This is a genomic window from Duganella levis, assembly GCF_009857605.1.
Lineage (GTDB): Bacteria > Pseudomonadota > Gammaproteobacteria > Burkholderiales > Burkholderiaceae_D > Rugamonas > Rugamonas levis.
Map to the genome: position 1 here is coordinate 1 of NZ_WWCT01000039.1, position 14,624 is coordinate 14,624.

General features: G+C 62.8%; 15 protein-coding genes. 9 read left to right on the top strand and 6 right to left on the bottom strand.

The annotated features are described in order from the left end of the window. On the bottom strand, positions 1–1,524 hold a 1,524-nt coding region (locus GTP69_RS28885), incomplete at its 3' end, for an alkaline phosphatase D family protein (protein WP_202424616.1). A gap of 204 nt (positions 1,525–1,728) precedes the next feature. On the opposite strand from GTP69_RS28885, the gene GTP69_RS28890 reads away from it, so the two are divergent. The 9 genes from GTP69_RS28890 to GTP69_RS28930 are packed head-to-tail and all read left to right on the top strand — an operon-like array spanning position 1,729 to position 8,841. Beyond that, on the top strand, positions 1,729–2,454 hold the full coding sequence (locus GTP69_RS28890) for a YebC/PmpR family DNA-binding transcriptional regulator (protein ID WP_161058097.1): 726 nt from the start codon (positions 1,729–1,731) through the stop codon (positions 2,452–2,454). Between the two features lie 6 nt (positions 2,455–2,460). Continuing rightward, on the top strand, positions 2,461–3,729 hold the full coding sequence (gene purD, locus GTP69_RS28895; RefSeq protein WP_161058098.1) for a phosphoribosylamine--glycine ligase: 1,269 nt from the start codon (positions 2,461–2,463) through the stop codon (positions 3,727–3,729). A 1-nt stretch (position 3,730) separates the two neighbouring features. After that, positions 3,731–4,654, top strand: coding sequence for an oxygen-dependent coproporphyrinogen oxidase (gene hemF, locus GTP69_RS28900; protein ID WP_161058099.1), 924 nt, complete (start codon positions 3,731–3,733; stop codon positions 4,652–4,654). A 1-nt stretch (position 4,655) separates the two neighbouring features. Next, a complete protein-coding gene (locus tag GTP69_RS28905) occupies positions 4,656–5,315 on the top strand; it encodes a nicotinate-nucleotide adenylyltransferase (RefSeq protein ID WP_161058100.1) in 660 nt (219 codons plus the stop codon). Then, a complete protein-coding gene (rsfS, locus tag GTP69_RS28910; protein WP_161058101.1) occupies positions 5,315–5,995 on the top strand; it encodes a ribosome silencing factor in 681 nt (226 codons plus the stop codon). The genes GTP69_RS28905 and rsfS overlap by 1 nt, the downstream gene beginning before the upstream one ends. A 6-nt stretch (positions 5,996–6,001) precedes the next feature. After that, positions 6,002–6,472 carry a 23S rRNA (pseudouridine(1915)-N(3))-methyltransferase RlmH gene (rlmH, locus tag GTP69_RS28915; RefSeq protein ID WP_160989439.1) on the top strand — a complete coding sequence of 157 codons (471 nt, stop codon included), beginning with the start codon at positions 6,002–6,004 and terminating at the stop codon, positions 6,470–6,472. A gap of 10 nt (positions 6,473–6,482) precedes the next feature. Beyond that, the gene (locus GTP69_RS28920; RefSeq protein WP_161058102.1) at positions 6,483–7,103 is read left to right on the top strand and encodes a Maf family protein; all 621 of its coding nucleotides are present in this window, start codon (positions 6,483–6,485) and stop codon (positions 7,101–7,103) included. A 20-nt stretch (positions 7,104–7,123) separates the two neighbouring features. After that, positions 7,124–8,590 (top strand): ribonuclease G, encoded by a 1,467-nt coding sequence (gene rng, locus GTP69_RS28925; RefSeq protein ID WP_161058103.1) that lies wholly within the window; start codon positions 7,124–7,126, stop codon positions 8,588–8,590. 29 nt (positions 8,591–8,619) lie between these two features. Then, entirely contained in the window at positions 8,620–8,841 is a 222-nt protein-coding gene (locus tag GTP69_RS28930) for a hypothetical protein (RefSeq protein WP_161058104.1), read from the top strand. Positions 8,842–8,890: 49 nt separating this feature from the next. On the opposite strand, the gene GTP69_RS28935 is transcribed toward GTP69_RS28930, so the two are convergent. From GTP69_RS28935 to GTP69_RS28955, 5 genes are all read right to left on the bottom strand, one after another. Further along, positions 8,891–9,430: an FxDxF family PEP-CTERM protein gene (locus GTP69_RS28935; protein WP_161058105.1), complete on the bottom strand. Its 540-nt coding sequence runs from the start codon at positions 9,428–9,430 to the stop codon at positions 8,891–8,893. Positions 9,431–9,495: 65 nt separating this feature from the next. Next, complete coding sequence (locus GTP69_RS28940; protein ID WP_161058106.1) at positions 9,496–11,376, bottom strand: S53 family peptidase; 1,881 nt, start codon at positions 11,374–11,376, stop codon at positions 9,496–9,498. Positions 11,377–11,667: 291 nt separating this feature from the next. Further along, positions 11,668–11,976 (bottom strand): ribosomal maturation YjgA family protein, encoded by a 309-nt coding sequence (locus GTP69_RS28945; protein ID WP_229261197.1) that lies wholly within the window; start codon positions 11,974–11,976, stop codon positions 11,668–11,670. Between the two features lie 81 nt (positions 11,977–12,057). Beyond that, the gene (locus GTP69_RS28950) at positions 12,058–12,837 is read right to left on the bottom strand and encodes a class I SAM-dependent methyltransferase (protein ID WP_229261198.1); all 780 of its coding nucleotides are present in this window, start codon (positions 12,835–12,837) and stop codon (positions 12,058–12,060) included. Between the two features lie 107 nt (positions 12,838–12,944). Beyond that, complete coding sequence (locus GTP69_RS28955; RefSeq protein WP_161058108.1) at positions 12,945–14,525, bottom strand: isocitrate lyase; 1,581 nt, start codon at positions 14,523–14,525, stop codon at positions 12,945–12,947. Positions 14,526–14,624: the final 99 nt, after the last annotated feature.

A 14,624-nucleotide genomic window follows, 5' to 3' on the forward strand; every position in this document is an offset into this window, starting at 1 on the left:
GCCAGCCGCCTTGGTGGCGATGGCGACTGCGGCCGCTTGCGCCACGGCCGACGAAGCGCCCGCCGTCACGCCCGCCACAATCGCACCAGCCACGGCAAAGTTGCCGCCCGCCGCTGCCGCCGTGGCGCCGACCGAGGTCGCCACGGTGGTCACCGCGTTCAAGGCCAGCAAGGTGGCGATGGCGTCCACGCCGTTCAGGCCCATGCGCAGCAGCGAGACTTCATTGCCCCACAGTTTCCAGGTCGAGGTGGCGGCCTTCATCTTGTCCATCCACCATTGGCGCTGGGTGTTGCCGAGCATGGTGGCGGTGGTCAGCGGGTCGAGGCCGATGCTCTTGGCGCCGGCCATCTTCTGCGCTTCCACGCTGTTGAACAGGTCTTGCGGCACCAGGTAGCGCGAGCCGATGCGGCCCAGCGGCTTGCCGGTGGCCGGATTGATCGACGACTCCGGGATGATGTGGTCGGCGCGGTACAGGCGCTCGTCGGTCATCACCAGCTGCATCAGCTTGCCGAACTGGAAGTCGCGGTAGATCTTGATGTTCTGGAAGGTGGTGTTGGCCGCGTCCAGCGTCACATCGGCCGGCATGTATTCAAACCACGCCTGGTTGGCGCTGCGGCGACGCGCCGGCTGGTGCAGGTCCGAGCCGTCGGCATTGAACGAGTTGTCGTAGGTTTCGGCGTCCTGCCAGGCATCGTCGGTGAATTCGTGGTCGTCCCAGATGGCGATGAAGGCGAAGCGCTCGTGCAGCGCCTGCAGGCGGGTGTCGGTGCGGTATTTCTTGTACAGGTAGCGGTAGTCGTTGACGGTGTTGGCGTACTTGGCGCCGGACGTGCCATTTTTGAACACGCCATCCGGCAGCACCAGCGCGTCGTGGCGGCTTTCCACCGCGCCGACCTGGAAGTCCTCGCCCACGGTTTCGTAGATGTAATCGCCCAGGTGAACGATGAAGTCCAGCTGCTCGGCGGCGATCGACGTCATCGCGCCCCAGTGGTTGACGCTCCAGTCCTGGCAGGTCATGTAGACGAATTGCAGCTGCGCGACGTCGGCGTCGGCCGCCGGTGCGGTCTTGAAGCGGCCGACATTCGAGCGGTTGTCACCGGCGATAAACTGGTAATAGTAAGTGGTGGCGGCCGACAGACCGGTCAGCTTGTGGCGCACGGTGTTGTCGTACTGGACCTGCAACGGCAGCTTGACGTCGGCCACGGTGGCGCCGCTGAGCGCGGCATTGCTGCCCAGCGCGGCGCTGTTGTCGGTGGTGGTGACGATCAGACGGATGGCGGTGTCGCTGCCGGTGGCGACGGCGACGTTGTCGAAAGCCGACGGCACGGCGCGGGTCCACAGCATGATGCTGTCGGCGCGCGGGTCGCCGGAGGCCACGCTTTGCGGGAATTTCCACGCGCCGCTGGCCAGCGCCAGGTCGCTGCCAGGGGCCGCGTCGCTGCCGCCGCAAGCACTCAAGCCCGCCCCCGAGGCCACCGATACCGTGATAAAGCTGCCGAATTTAATAAACTGCCGACGATCCATGTTCACTCCCGCCAATATAATAATGTCAAAAGAATCAACATTAGCAGGTAGATGTGACAACTTCCCTACAAAAAGTGGAGGCTGGCCTCTAGCAGCAGCATGGGGAGGCCCGGACGGTTTCTGTCAAGGCTCTTATGCTAGAATACCGCCCTCACCGCAGCACCATCGCTTAATTACCGACACACCGCCGAAGGAAGACCGAACATGGCTGGACACAGCAAATGGGCCAACATCAAGCACAAAAAGGCAGCAACTGACGCGAAACGCGGCAAGATCTGGACTCGCCTGATCAAGGAAATCACCGTTGCTGCGCGCATGGGCGGCGGCGACATCACGTCGAATCCGCGCCTGCGCCTCGCCATCGACAAGGCGGCCGACGCCAATATGCCGAAAGATAACGTGCAGCGCGCGATCACCCGCGGCACCGGCGGCGAAGACGGCGCAGCCTACGAAGAAGTCCGCTACGAAGGCTACGGCGTCGGCGGCGCGGCGATCATCGTCGACTGCATGACCGATAACCGCGTGCGCACCGTGGCCGAAGTCCGCAACGCCTTCAACAAGAATGGCGGTAACATGGGCAACGAAGGCTCGGTGGCCTTCATGTTCAAGCATTGCGGCCAGTTCCTGTTCGCGCCGGGCACCAATGAAGACGCGCTGATGGAAGCGGCGCTGGAAGCCGGCGCCGAAGACGTGGTCACCGATGAAGAAGGCGGCATCGAAGTGCTGTGCGGCCCGCACGACTTCGCCGGCGTGAAGGACGCGCTGGAAGCCAAGGGCTTCAAGGCCGAAGTGGCCGAGATCATCATGAAGCCGGATGTCGAAATCGCCGTCACCGGCGACAACGCGATCAAGATGCAGAAACTGCTGGACGCGCTGGAAGCGCTGGACGATGTGCAGGAAGTGTATTCCAACACCCTGATCGAAGACTGAGGGATTATGAAAATATTGGTAGTCGGCTCCGGCGGCCGTGAACATGCGCTGGCCTGGAAACTGGCGCAGTCCGAGCGCATCCAGATGGTCTACGTGGCCCCAGGCAACGGCGGCACCGCGCGCGATTCGCGCCTGGTCAACGTCAACATCACCGACCTGCACGAGCTGGCGAACTTCGTCGAGAGCGAAGGCATCAGCCTGACCGTGGTCGGCCCGGAGACCCCGCTGGCCGGCGGCATCGTCAACCTGTTCCGCGCGCGTGGCCTGAAAGTCTTCGGCCCGACCAAGGAAGCGGCGCAGCTGGAGTCGTCGAAAGACTTCGCCAAGGCCTTCATGCACCGCCACGGCATCCCGACCGCCAAATACGAAACCTTCTCCGACGTCGCTCCGGCGCACGCCTACATCGCCGCCCACGGCGCACCGATCGTCATCAAGGCCGACGGCCTGGCTGCCGGCAAGGGCGTGGTGGTGGCGCTGTCGCTGGAAGAAGCCCACCAGGCGGTGGACGATATGCTGGCCGATAACCGCTTCGGCGACGCCGGCGCCCGCATCGTCATCGAAGAATTCCTGGCCGGCGAAGAAGCCAGCTTCATCGTCATGTGCGACGGCAAAAACATCCTGCCGCTGGCCACCAGCCAGGATCACAAGCGCCTGAAGGACAACGACGAAGGCCCGAACACCGGCGGCATGGGTGCGTACTCTCCTGCCCCGATCGTGACGCCGGCGATGCACGCCCGCGTGATGCGCGAGATCATCAACCCGACCATCGCCGGCATGGCCAAGGACGGCATCGTCTTCACCGGCTTCCTGTACGCCGGCCTGATGATCGACGCCGCCGGCAATCCGCGCACGCTGGAATTCAACTGCCGCATGGGCGATCCGGAAACCCAGCCGATCATGTCGCGCCTGAAGACCGACCTGCTGGCGGTGATGGAACACGCCGTCAACGGCACGCTGGACCAGATCGAACTGGAATGGGACCGCCGCACCGCCGTGGGCGTGGTGCTGGCCGCCGAAGGCTATCCGGACGCACCGCTGAAAGGCGCCGTGATCGACGGCATCCCGGCCGAAACGCCGGAATCTGTGACCTTCCACGCCGGCACCGCCGAAGTGGACGGCCAGCTGGTGGTAACCGGTGGCCGCGTGCTGTGCGCGGTCGGCCTGGGCGATAGCGTCAAGCTGGCGCAGAAAACGGCTTACGAAGTGGTCGATCAGATCCACTTCGCCGGCATGCAGTGCCGCCGCGACATCGGCTGGCGTGGTCTGAAACACTAAGATGACCGCAACCGTCTCTTCACCGCAGCCGGAAGCCGTCAAGGCCTGGCTGCTCGATCTGCAAGCCCGCATCGTGCAGCGACTGGAAGCCATTGACGGCACGCCATTCCTGCGCGACGAGTGGCAGCGTCCGGAAGGCGGCGGCGGCATTTCGCGTCTGGTGGAAGAAGGCAATGTGATCGAACGCGGCGGCGTTAACTTCTCGCACGTGCAGGGCGCCAGGCTGCCGCCATCGGCGTCGGCCCATCGCCCGGACATCGGCGGCAATCCGTGGGAAGCCATGGGTGTGTCGCTGGTGATCCATCCGCGCAATCCGTACGCGCCGACGGTGCACATGAATGTGCGCTTCTTCAGCACCACCAACGCTGCCGGCGAGCCGGTATGGTGGTTCGGCGGCGGCATGGACCTGACGCCGTACTACGGCTTCAAGGAAGACGTAAAGCATTTCCACCAGAGCTGCCATGACGCCCTCGCCCCGTTCGGCGACGACCTGCACGGCAAGTTCAAGCAATGGTGTGACGAGTATTTTTACCTGAAACACCGCCAGGAAGCGCGCGGCGTCGGCGGCATTTTCTTCGACGACCACAGCGCCGGCGGTTTCGAGCAAAGTTTCGCCATGACGCAGAGCGTCGGCGACGCTTTCCTCACGGCCTACCTGCCGATCCTGGAAGCGCGCAAGGACACGCCGTATGGCGAGCGCGAACGCGATTTCCAGGCTTACCGGCGCGGCCGCTATGTCGAATTCAACCTGGTGTTCGACCGCGGCACGCTGTTTGGCCTGCAATCCGGTGGCCGCACCGAGGCCATCCTGATGTCGATGCCGCCGATCGTCAAATGGCGCTATCGCTGGGAACCGGAAGACGGCACGCCGGAGGCGGCGCTGTACACCGACTTCCTGCCGCATCGCGACTGGCTTGCCGCATAAGATGGCATACCGCATCGCACTGCTGGGAGGCAGCTACGATCCGGTGCACCATGGTCACGTCGCGCTGGGCGAGTATTTCGCCGCGCTGCTGCAAGTCGACCAGTTGCGCGTGATCCCGACCGGACTGCCGTGGCAGAAGGCCACGCTGAAAGCATCGTCGCAGCAGCGCGCCGACATGCTGGGACTGGCGTTTGCCGGCCGGCCGTTCAGCGTGGCGGTCGACCTGCAGGAAATCGCGCGCGGCGCCCAGGGGCTGCCGACGTACACCATCGACACCCTGCGCCAGATCCGCGCCGAACTGGGACCGCAAGCCTCGATCAGCTTCCTGATGGGCGCCGACCAGCTGCAACGGTTCGACACCTGGCACGAATGGCAGTCGCTGTTCGGCTACGCGCATTTCTGCGTAGCGGCCCGTCCAGGCTATGACATGGCCACCGCCGGCTTGCCGCCGGCAGTGGCCGAGGCGTTCTCCAGCCGACTGGGAACGCCGCAACAAATCCGTAACACGCCGCATGGTCTGACTTATCTGGCACAAGACTTCGCGGTGGATATTTCCGCCACCCAGATACGTGCGGCATTACAACGGGGGGAGAAGGCAGACTCGCTTATCCCGCCGCTAGTGCTAGACTATATTGAACAACATCATCTATACAAAAGCTAATGGACATCAAAAAACTGCAAACCCTGGTCGTTGACGCCCTCGAAGACGTCAAGGCCCAAGACATCGTCCTGTTCGACACGACCCACCTCACCAGCCTGTTCGACCGCATCGCCATCGCGTCCGGTACCTCGAATCGTCAAACCAAGGCGCTGGCCGCCTCGGTGCGCGACAAGGTCAAAGCCGCCGGCGGCGACGTCTACGGCATGGAAGGCGAGGACACCGGTGAATGGGTGCTGGTCGATCTGGGCGACATCATCGTCCACATCATGCAAGCGCCAATCCGCGCCTACTACCGTCTGGAAGAACTGTGGGGCGACAAGCCGGTGAAACTGGGCGCCGCCAAGCGCAAGAACACGGTCGAAGGCGAAGCCGCCGCCGAGCCGAAGAAGGTCAGCACCCACCTGGCCGCCGGTAAAAAAGCCGTCGAAGCCTCGCCAGTGGTCGAGAAAAAGGTCTCGGCACGCAAGCCTGCCGCCGCCAAAGCCGCTACCGCCACCAAGAAAGCCGCCGTCAAACCGGCCGCCGTCCCAGCTGGCAAGAAGATCAAGGTCGGCGTGCCGAAGGCCACCGCTGCCGCCGTCAAGGCACTGAAGGCTTCCAAGCCAAAAGTCGCCAAGCCGAAGGCTGACGAAGCGCCGGCTAAAACCGTCATCAAGCGCATCAAAAAATCGGAAGAGTAATCCGGTATGCAGCTGATTATCGCTGCGGTCGGCCACAAGATGCCGGCCTGGATAGAAAGCGGCTACGCCGAGTATGTGAAGCGCATGCCGCCGGAACTGAAGATCGTGCTGAAGGAAATCAAGCCGGTCGAGCGTTCCGGCAGCAAAACCGCAGCCACCGCGATGGCGCTGGAGCGCGAGCGCATCGAGGCGGCGCTGCCGAAATCGGTGCGCATCATCGCCCTCGATGAACGCGGCAAGGATCTGACCTCGGTCGGTTTGTCGCAGCAACTGGAAACCTGGCAGCAGGATGGCCGCGACACGGCCTTCCTGATCGGCGGCGCCGACGGCCTCGATCCGGCGCTGAAGGCGCGCGCCGAAGGTTTGATCCGCATCTCCAGCATGACGCTGCCGCATGGTATGGTGCGGGTGATGCTGGCCGAGCAGCTGTACCGCGCCTGGACCATTACGCAGAACCATCCTTATCACCGCGTCTAACAATAACCATATGAAACCGGTCGACAAGAAGATCTACCTTGCTTCCAAAAGCCCACGGCGGCGCGAATTGCTGCGCCAGGTGGGCATCGACTTTGAACTTCTGCTGCTGCGCAACGACGGCCCGCGCGGCCCCGACGTGACGGAAGAAGTGCTGCCCGGCGAAGCGCCGCTCGATTACGTGGCCCGCGTGGCCAGGGAAAAAGCCGTGTTCGCGGCCGACCTGGTGGTGCGCCGCCGCATGGCGCCGCGTCCGGTGCTGTCGGCCGACACCACCGTTACCATCGACGGCGCCATCCTCGGCAAGCCGGCCACGCCGGCCGAAGCCACCGCCATGCTGCAACAGCTGTCGGGCCGCACGCACCAGGTGCTGACCGCGATTGCGGTGGAAGCAGCCGGCTTCTCGGCGCAGATCACGCAAGTATCGGATGTGCGCTTCGGCGTGCTGTCGCCGGCCGCCATTGCGGCCTACTGCGCCACCGCCGAGCCGTATGACAAGGCCGGCGCCTACGGCATCCAGGGCCCGGCAGCCGCCTTCATCGAACACATCGCCGGCAGCCATTCCGGCATCATGGGCCTGCCCATCTACGAAACGGTGCAGCTGCTGCGCCAAGCCGGTTTGCCGCTCCCTTGAGGGCCGTGTATGATCAGGGCATGAACGAAGACATCCTGATCAACATCACCCCGCAGGAAACCCGCGTCGCCCTGATCGTCCAAGGCGCAGTGCAGGAACTCCATATCGAGCGTACGCTCACGCGCGGCCTGGCCGGTAACGTGTATTCCGGCAAAGTGGTCCGCGTGCTGCCCGGCATGCAATCCGCCTTTATCGACATCGGCCTTGAGCGCGCAGCGTTTTTGCACGTGGCCGACATCTGGGAAGCCCGCCCGCACGATGGCGGCAACAACGCCACGCCGACGCCGATCGAAAAGCTGCTGTTCGACGGCCAGGTGCTGACGGTGCAGGTGATCAAGGATCCGATCGGCACCAAGGGCGCGCGGTTGTCGACGCAAATCTCGATCGCCGGCCGCATGCTGGTGTACCTGCCGCAGGATGGCCATATCGGCGTCTCGCAGAAAATTGAAAAGGAAGCCGAACGCGAAGCGCTGCGCACGCGTTTGCAAAGCCTGCTGCCGAAGGATGAAAAAGGCGGCTACATCATCCGCACGCAAGCGGAAGAAGCCTCCGACCCGGACATCGCCGCCGACGTCGACTACCTGCGCAAGACCTGGGCCGCGATCACCCACGGCGCCCGCACCAAGCCGGCCACCACGCTGCTGCACCAGGACTTGAGCCTGGCCCAGCGCGTGCTGCGCGACTTCGTGCAGGACGAGACCGCGACTATTCAAGTCGACTCGCGCGAGAACTACCTGAACCTGCAAGAATTCGGCCAGGCTTACACGCCGGGCGTGCTGCCACGGCTGCACCACTACACCGGCGAACGGCCGCTGTTCGACCTGTATGGCGTGGAAGAAGAAATTCTGCGCGCGCTGGGCCGGCGCGTGGACCTGAAGTCGGGCGGCTATCTGATCGTCGACCAGACCGAAGCCATGACCACCATCGACGTCAACACCGGCGGCTTTGTCGGCGGGCGCAATTTCGCCGATACGATTTTCAAGACCAATCTGGAAGCCGCGCACGCGATCGCCCGCCAGCTGCGCTTGCGCAACCTGGGCGGCATCATCATCCTCGACTTCATCGACATGGAGAACACCGAGCACCGCAACGCCGTGCTGGGCGAGTTGAAGAAAGCGCTGTCGCGCGACCGCACCAAGGTCTCGGTCAGCAACTTCTCGGCGCTGGGGCTGGTGGAGATGACGCGCAAGCGCACCCGCGAATCGCTGGCGCACATCCTGTGCGAACCATGCCCGGCCTGCCACGGCAAGGGCCAGGTGAAAACCTCGCGCACCATCTGCTACGAAATCCTGCGCGAACTGCTGCGCGAAGCCAAGCAGTTCAATCCGCGCGAATTCCGCATCCTCGCCTCGCAGGAGGTGGTGGATATGTTCCTGGAAGAGGAATCCCAGCACCTGGCGATGCTGGGCGATTTCATCGGCAAGAAGATTTCACTGCAAGTGGAAACCGCGTACGATCAGGAACAGTACGACGTGATTTTGATGTAACTGCGCACCGAACGTTTGTGGAGTCCGCCATGATCTCTTCCGCCCTTCCCCGCTGGCTGATGCTGCTGTGCCTTACCGCCTGTGCGCCCGCAAAGCAGGAGGCGGCGCCAGCGGTCAGTGCCGCCAGCCAGGCCAGCAGCGCCAGCGTTGCCTGCGGCGCCGCTCCGGCCGCCACCGCCACCAGCAAGGTGCGCCACATTCCCGACGAAAACGATCCTTGCGCGGAGTCGCGCGGTCTGCCGCCGCGCTGACATAAAAAAAGCCGCGCAGCAGCGCGGCTTTCGATACCGTGAAAAACGCTTAGCTGCGGCGACGGCGTTGTGCCACGCCGGCGATCAGCGCCATGCCGGCCAGCAGCATCAGAATGCTCGATGGCTCCGGCACGGCCGTCAACGGGGTGCCCAGGATCTGGCCGCCATAGTTGCCGCCGTTCAGCGCATAGCTACCCGCCACATACAGGCCGTAGGTGCCGCTGCCCAGTAACCAGGCGCCACCGGTAACGGTGTTGGATTGGGTGGCATCGACGGCGGCCATCACATCGCCATCGCTGTAGGTGTAGATAAGAAAGCCGCCATCCAGGAAGCTGACGCCATCTGACTTGCCGCGCAACAGGGAGGTCAGCGTGACCGAAATGTATTGCGTATCGGGCACGTTGAAGATGAAGAAGTCGTTGAACTGCTTACCGGCGGCGTGCGCGGTGTCGTTCACCCCAAGGAAGGTCCAGGTGTTGTTGAAGTCGCCTGGCACGCCGATGTCCTTACCGACAAAGGTGTCCGCATGGGCGGCGAAGGCGCTCATGGCCAGCGCGACGGTAACGATGAGTTGCTTGAAGAATTTCATGTGCGATCCGTATCTAAAAGTTCAGGAAAAGGACGGCGGCCACCCGGGCGCCGTCCAGTTGGTACTTATTTCAGACCGAGCGCCTTGGCTAGCGCGTTCACGTCCAGCGAACCGAGACCGGTGGCCGGGTTGTAGCCGGCGGTGGCCGGGTAGAACTGGTTGGTGCCGGCGGTGATCGGCTTGAACGGCGAGCCGGCGCCATAGCCGTAGGTCTTGAAGGCGCTGTACAGCTGCGGATTGATCGGACCGACGCGGCCGTTGATGCCGGCGCTGATCAGGGTCAGGATGCCGTTCAGCTGCGGCGAGACGAAGCTGGTGCCCCCCGAACCGGTCGACCAGGCGCCGTTGACGTACACCGCGTAACCGCTGTACGGGTCGGCATTGAGCGACACGTCCGGCAGGTTGCGGCCCGCGAGGTTAGCCGGGAGGTCGAGGTAGTCGCCATAGCCGGCGCCCCGGTTGAACACCGCGTTTTCGCACACCAGCGATTGCGCAGCGGCGGTTTTCTGTACCCCGGCCAGATTCTTCTGGTACCACGGCGCAGCGTAGATCGAGCTGACGCCGCCGCCGCCGCCCACGGCCAGGTAGCTGGCGTAGTACAGATCGGTACCGTAATACTTGACGATGTAGTCTTTCTGGTAGTCCCAGCCCCAGGCGCGCTCGGTCGGCACGGTGACGGTGCCGTATTTACGCGCCGTGGTGTTCGGCAGCGTGGTGCCGCCGGCAGCCAGCACCAACGGATCGGCGGCCGGGAAGTCGACTCCCAGCAGCGTGGTGCAAGCCGGATATGGCAGCGAACGGTTGATATCGAACGCGCCGGCGTCGCCGGAGGCGGCGATCACGGGAATGCCTTGTGCGGCCGCCTGCTGGAACACCGCGTGGAAGGCGGCGATGGTGGCATCGTCGAAATACACTTCCGGATTGCCCCAGCTGACCGACAGCACGTCGACGAGGTTCTCGTCCACCGCTTGCGCAAACACGTCGATGAAGCCGGCGTCGGTATTCGGCGCCAGGTAGACGCGCAGGTTGGCGCCCGGGGCAACCCCGCCCGACTGCTGCACGTCCAGCGTGGTTTCGCCGGCGCCGTCCGAGCCCGGACCGTCCTGTGGACTCGGGCCGCCGTCGACCAGCACGTCGGTGATGCGGTTGCTGCTGACGCTCAGGCCCAGCTGGTTCCAGTAGGCGAAGGCGTCGGATTGCAGGTAGCCGGCCAGGGTGGCGATGCCGATGGTCTTGCCGGCGCCGGTGATGCCGCGCGCATACAGCGGATTGATGTTGTACTTGGCCGCCAGATCGGTGGTGGTGTACTGGCCCGGGGCGCCGCCGATGGCGCCCGCCACTTTCAGATTGACGTCACCAGCCAGGGCGCCGGTGCGCGGCACGGCCGTCGAATGCTTGTTGAACAGCGCGCGGGTGCTGATGCCGTTGACAGCTTTCACGACCGACGCCAGCGCGGTCGGGATGGTCGGCGTGGTGGCGGCGGCCTGGAAGCGGTTGCCCAGCAGCGAGTAGTTGTGCACGCTGGCGCCGAAGGCGGCGGTAATCTGTGCATTGGTGCCGGTGGCGGTGATCTGCAGGTTATTGCCAAACACCTTGTTGATCGTGAAGCCTTTGGACTTCAGGTAGCTGACGACGCTGGCCACCGATTCCGCGCTTTGGCCATAGTTGGCGGCAAACTGCTGCGGGGTGATGAATTTGCGGAAGTTGGTGCTGGTCGGGTCGGCCAGGCTGGCGATGAACGTATCCAGCTGGTCGGCGTTGCGGACCGCCAGCGACAACGAGATGGTCTTCACATCGGTCGAGGCGGCCAAACCAAGGTCGACGATCCGCGTATCGGCAGCGACGCGCGGTTTGGTCAGGGGAGTAGTACCCGGCAGAGTGATGGCCTGCGAGCTACCCGCTACGGCCGCGATGGCGGCACACACTATCAGAAGCTTAGTCTTCATTTGATCCCTTATCGGCTGGTATGAATGTCAATGAATGTGATGATTTTTGACACACCACTCTAGCATTCCGTTGTTGAAATTTATACATATTTTCCCGAGCATTGATAGACGGAAAATCCGCATAGTTACAGGGGATCCAGTGTTTTTACTTGAAGGAAATTCATGATGTGGCCGGCGCCAGAGGGAAAACGCGGCGTGCTGCGGCTTGCAAGCGGGTAGCGAATGGTTAAATGCGGCGCGACGCTAGCCGTTATAGATTTGATACAAATCGATACAAATGTTGTAGTTATGTCACGCAGCAAACCGCCTGATGGACAACTCCAGCAGCATGGCCAGCAAAGCGCCGATGGTGTAGGCCGCCAGGTCCGGCCAGTTGAAAGTAGAGCCCAGCACCAGGTGGCCGATTGGATATGCGCGCACCGCATTGATCCACGGCGCCTGGTACAACTGGCTGAATTCGACCGCATATGAAATCGCCAGCGCAGCAACGGTCAGTCGCATGACGCCAAGTCTCGGCCAGATAACGGCGAGACCAAAAAACACCATCATGGTCCACAGTACGTCACCCGGATACTTGCCCGCCGCAGCGGGCAACATCATCGGAAAACGCCGCGATGCGAGGCCGATTAAAATGACTGCCAACGTGATGCCGCAGTACAGCAGCCGATTTCGTGCCATGTGTCAGGGCTTTTTGAAGCGCAACACAAAACGGTCGGTCTTGCCGCGTATGGCAGGATCGAAGATTTTCAGCTGATGGTCATCGCCAGGGACGGCCAGCACGGTGCTTTCGCCATCCAGCACAAAGCCGGCTTTTTCCACTTCCGCCTTCACTGCGGCCGGATCGATGCGGTGCAGGTCTTCGGTGTTTTTCAAGCCGGTGCCGGCGGCGGCGGCATGGTCGGCGACGATGTAGTAGCCGCCCGATTTCAGGCGCTTGAAGACGGCCTGGTTGAAGGCGTTCACATCGGCGCCTTTCATGAAGCTGTCGTGCAGGTCATGGTAATTCTCGAAGGTCCAGACCACATCCACCTTGTTGACCATATCGGATGCGGGCTGCTCGGCGGCCGGGTAGGAAGTTGCCTCGACATTGCCGTGGCCCGCTTCGGTGGAAATGGCCTTGGCCAGCGCCAGCGGATCGGATTTAAAGCCGGTAATCTCGGCCGGCACATAGGCATACACCTTGCCCTTGGGTCCAACCACCGTGGAGAACAGGCGCGACCAGTAGCCGCCGCCCGGCCAGACATCGACCACCACATCGCCCGCCTTGACCTTGGCGAAAGCGACCAGTTCGGCCGGATGACGCACCGCATCCTGCTGCACATCTTTTTCCGGCCGCGCCTTATCGGCAACCGCCGCCGTCACAGCCGCCGACGGCGTCTGCGCCTGTGCCGGCACGGACAACAACATCGGCGCAACCGCCAACGTAACGAGCGCTGACTTCAAGAACAATACTGATTTCATGGATCGGACCTTTCCTGATTTTCCCGCACACGTCGCGCGGCAGCGCTATCTTACTGCATAAAAAAAAGCTCGCCGAAGCGAGCTTGAAGTGGTGCGTGAACCGGTGTTTAGAACTGGTTCATCGTGTTGTCTTTGCCGGCCGCTTTCAGGGCTGCTTCGCCGCTGAAGTAGTCTTTGTGGTCGTCGCCGATGTCCGAGCCGGACATGTTCTGGTGCTTGACGCAGGCGATGCCCTGGCGGATTTCCTTGCGCTGCACGCCGGCCACATAACCCAGCATGCCCTGGTCGCCGAAGTAGTCCTTGGCCAGGTTGTCGGTCGACAGCGCGGCGGTGTGGTAGGTCGGCAGCGTGATCAGGTGGTGGAAGATGCCCGCTTCGCGCGCCGCATCGGCCTGGAAGGTGCGGATCTTTTCGTCGGCCACTTTGGCCAGCTCGCTCTCGTCGTATTCCGCGCTCATCAGCTGGGTACGCTCGTAGGCGGAGACGTCCTTGCCTTCGGCCTTGAAGGCGTCGTACACCTGCTGGCGGAAGTTCAGCGTCCAGTTGAACGATGGGCTGTTGTTGTACACCAGCTTGGCGTTCGGGATGACCTTGCGGATTTCGCTGACCATGCCGCCAATCTGCGCGATGTGCGGTTTTTCAGTTTCGATCCACAGCAGGTCGGCGCCGTTTTGCAGCGAGGTGATGCAGTCCAGCACGCAGCGCGCTTCGCCGCTGCCGGCGCGGAACTGGAACAGGTTGCTCGGCAGGCGCTTAGGACGCAGCAGCTTGCCTTCGCGTTTGATGATGACGTCGCCATTGCCCAGCGCATCGGCCGACACTTCTTCGCAGTCGAGGAAGGCGTTGTACTGGTCGCCCAGGTCGCCCGGCTCGGCGGTGACGGCGATCTGCTTGGTCAGGCCGGCGCCCAGCGAGTCGGTGCGGGCGACGATGATGCCGTTGTCCACGCCCAGCTCCAGGAAGGCGTAGCGGATGGCGCGGATCTTGGCCAGGAAGTCTTCATGCGGCACGGTGACCTTGCCGTCCTGGTGACCGCATTGCTTCTCGTCCGACACCTGGTTTTCGATCTGGATGCAGCAGGCGCCCGCTTCGATGAACTGCTTGGCCAGCAGGTAGGTCGCTTCCGCATTGCCGAAACCGGCGTCGATGTCGGCGATGATAGGCACTACGTGCGTGACGTGGTTGTCGATCTTGTCCTGGATCGCGGCTTTGGCCGGACCTTCGGCGGCGTCCAGCTGGCGGAACAGGCCGCCCAGTTCGCGCGCATCGGCTTGGCGCAGGAAGGTGTACAGCTCTTTGATCAGCGCCGAGACGGCGGTTTTCTCGTGCATCGACTGGTCCGGCAGCGGGCCGAATTCCGAACGCAGCGCAGCGACCATCCATCCCGACAGGTACAGGTAGCGGCGGTCGGTGCTGTTGAAGTGCTTCTTAATCGAGATCATTTTTTGCTGGCCGATGAAGCCGTGCCAGCAGCCCAGCGACTGGGTGTATTTGCTTGGATCGGCGTCGTAGGCGGCCATGTCGGCGCGCATGATGCCAGCCGTGTATTTGGCAATGTCCAGGCCGGTTTTGAATTTGTTCTGCGCGCGCATGCGGGCTGCGGACTCGGGATTGATGGCGTTCCAGGCGGAACCTTGTTGCTCTTTCAAAGCGCCAACTGCCTTGATGTCGTCTTGGTACTGGGACATTTTTATCTCCTAAAGAAAAACACAAATAAGCAAAACCGTATGACTAAATAGTAGGACATTCTGATGCGTTGCACCAAGTCTTATATAAGACATATAAGT